A 2,869-nucleotide genomic window follows, 5' to 3' on the forward strand; every position below is an offset into this window, starting at 1 on the left:
CGCGGGCGTCGACCCGGCGAGCGCGGAGGCGGCCCGCGTCCTCGCCCGCATCCCCGGCGTCGAGGGGCAGGACGCGGCGGCCCGCGCCCGGACCGCGAACAGCGTGGAGCTGTTCGCCGACCGCCGCGTCGAGCGCTACTGGACGCTGCTCGGGGTGCTCAACGGCTGGCCGGCCCGCGAGCCCGCGGTTCCGGCGTTCGAGTGGTTCGCCGCGGCACTGCGCTCGGCACCGGTCGGTCAGTCCTCGGACCAGCCGTAGAACACCCGCTCGACGACCGCGCGGGCCCGCCGCGTGACGCGCTTGTAGTCGTCGAGGAACTCCCCCGGGTCGCCGCCCGCCGGGTACCCGAGCGCGACGGCGACGGCGGCCAGCTCCCGCCCCGAACGCGGGAGCTGGTCGCCGGGCTTGCCCTTGACCAGCATGATCGCGTTGCGGGCCGCGGTCGCGGTGCGCCAGCCCTCCTCCAGCTCGGCGGCGTCCCCGGCGCTGATCAGCCCGGCCTCCGCGGCCTCGTGCAGCCCGTGCAGCGTCGACGGGGTGCGCAGCTCGGGGACGTCGCCCGCGTGCTGGAGCTGCAGCAGCTGCACCGTCCACTCGACGTCGGCCAGCCCGCCCAGGCCGAGCTTGGTGTGGGTGGTGCGGTCCGCGCCGCGGGGCAGCCGCTCGGCGTCGACCCGGGCCTTGATCCGGCGGATCTCCGACACCGAGGCCGCCGACACGCCGTCGGCCGGGTAGCGGATCGGGTCGACCAGCGCGGTGAACTCGCGGCCCAGCGTCCGGTCCCCCGCGATCGGGCGGGCCCGCAGCAGCGCCTGGGCCTCCCACACCTCACCCCAGCGGGCGTAGTACTCGCGGTAGGAGGCCAGGGTGCGCACCATCGGCCCGGACCGGCCCTCCGGGCGCAGGTCCGCGTCGACCGGCAGCGCCGGGTCCGGGCTGGGTGAGCCGAGCAGCCGCCGCACGCGTTCCACCACCCGGGTCGCCCACCTCACCGCGGTGTGGTCGTCGACGCCCTCGGCGGGCCTGCAGACGAACATGACGTCGGCGTCGCTGCCGTAGCTGGACTCGCCGCCGCCGAGGCGGCCCATCCCGATCACCGACAGGACGGCCGGGCGCTCGGACTCCGCGCGTAGCACCGCGTCCAGGGTCGCGGCCAGCACCGCCTCGTTGACCGAGTTCAGCGCCGTGCACACCGCGTCGACGGGCAGCAGGCCGAGCAGGTCGGCGCAGGCGATCCGCAGCATCTCGTGGCGGCGGTAGGACCGCGCCGACGCCACGGCGGCCTCCGGCGTGCTCTGCCGGGCGACGGTGGTGCGCAGCGCCATCGACACCTCGGCCGGGTCCCGGGTCAGCTCCGGGCTCTGCACCCCCGAGGAGGTCGCCAGCATCCGCAGCACCTCCGGCGCGCGGGCCAGCAGGTCCGGGACCAGTGCCGACGTGCCGAGCAGCGTCATCAGTCGCTGTGCGACCGCGCCCTCGTCGCGCAGCAGCCGCAGATACCAGGGGGTGTCGGCGAGCGCCTCGGACACCCGCCGGTAGGCGAGCAGGCCGCGGTCGGGGTCGGGGCTGCGCGACAGCGAGTCCAGCAGCACCGGCAGCAGCGCCCGCTGGATCGACGCGGCCCGCGACACCCCGCCGGTGAGCGCCCGCAGGTGCCCGAGCGCCCCCTCCGGCGACGCCCAGCCCAGCGCCTTCATCCGTGCCTTCGCCGCCTCCGGGGACAGCACGGCGTCGGCGCCGTCGGCGGCCAGCCGGGACACCGCCGACAGCAGCGGCCGGTAGAACAGCTTCTCGTGCAGCCGGGTGACGCGGCGCGCGTTGCGCTGCCACTCGTCGACCAGCACCCCGACGACGTCGCGGCGCCCGTCCGGGCGGATCCTCGCGGCCCGGGCGAGCCAGCGCAGCCCGTCGGTGTCGTCGGCGGCCGGGAGCAGGTGGGTGCGGCGCAGCTTCTGCAGCTGCAGCCGGTGCTCCAGCAGGCGCAGGAACCGGTAGGACGCGGCGAGGTTGGCGCCGTCGTCGCGGCCGACGTAGCCGCTCTCCGACAGCGCGGCCAGCGCGACCAGGGTGTTGCCCGAGTGCAGCGAGTCGTCGCCCCGGCCGTGCACCAGCTGCAGCAGCTGGACGGCGAACTCGACGTCGCGCAGCCCGCCGCGGCCGAGCTTCAGCTCGCGTTCGCGCTGCTCGGAGGGGATGTTCTCGATGACCCGGGCCCGCATGGCCTGCACGTCGGTCACGAAGTCGTCGCGGGTGGAGGCCTGCCACACCATCGGCGACAGCGCCTCGACGTAGGCGGCACCGAGCTCGCGGTCCCCGGCGATCGGGCGGGCCTTGAGCAGCGCCTGGAACTCCCAGGTCTTCGCCCACCGCTTGTAGTACGCCACGTGCCCCTCGAGGGTCCGCACCAGTGCGCCCTGGCGGCCCTCGGGGCGCAGGTTCGCGTCGACCTCGAAACAGGCCTCCCCCGCGATGCGCATGACCCGCGACGCGAGCTTCGTCGCGGCCTGGGTGAGCTCCCCGCCGGGTTCGGCGACGAACACGACGTCGACGTCGGAGACGTAGTTGAGCTCCCGGCCACCGCACTTGCCGAGCCCGATGATCGCGAGCCGCAGCTCCTCGGGCGGGTCCAGCTCGGCCGCGGCCACCGCCAGCGACGCCGACAGCGCGGCCTCGGCGAGGTCGGCGAGCTGGGCGGCGACGTCGTCGACCTCCATCACCGGCAGCCCCGGGTCCCCGACGGCGGCCAGGTCGGCCGAGGCGAGGCCGAGCAGCTCGTCGCGGTAGGCCGTGCGCAGCGCGGCGACGGCCTCGGCGCCGGTCAGCGACGCCCGCGCTCCCCCGGCCGTCCCCGGCGGCGGCGCGGCCGGG

The 2,869-nt window shown here is 76.3% G+C and carries 1 protein-coding gene and 1 pseudogene; one reads left to right on the forward strand and one right to left on the reverse strand.

Annotated features, from left to right (window positions below):
* Window positions 1-259, forward strand: a pseudogene (locus GTW08_RS10565) (hypothetical protein); the annotation flags it as partial.
* Here the strand turns inward: GTW08_RS10565 and GTW08_RS10570 are convergent.
* Window positions 238-2,869 (reverse strand): bifunctional [glutamine synthetase] adenylyltransferase/[glutamine synthetase]-adenylyl-L-tyrosine phosphorylase (locus GTW08_RS10570; RefSeq protein ID WP_161151833.1); only part of this gene is annotated, 2,632 nt, incomplete at its 5' end. The pseudogene GTW08_RS10565 and the gene GTW08_RS10570 sit on opposite strands and share 22 nt — an antisense overlap.

Source organism: Pseudonocardia sp. SID8383, assembly GCF_009864975.1.
GTDB classification, from domain to species: Bacteria; Actinomycetota; Actinomycetes; order Mycobacteriales; family Pseudonocardiaceae; genus Pseudonocardia; species Pseudonocardia alni.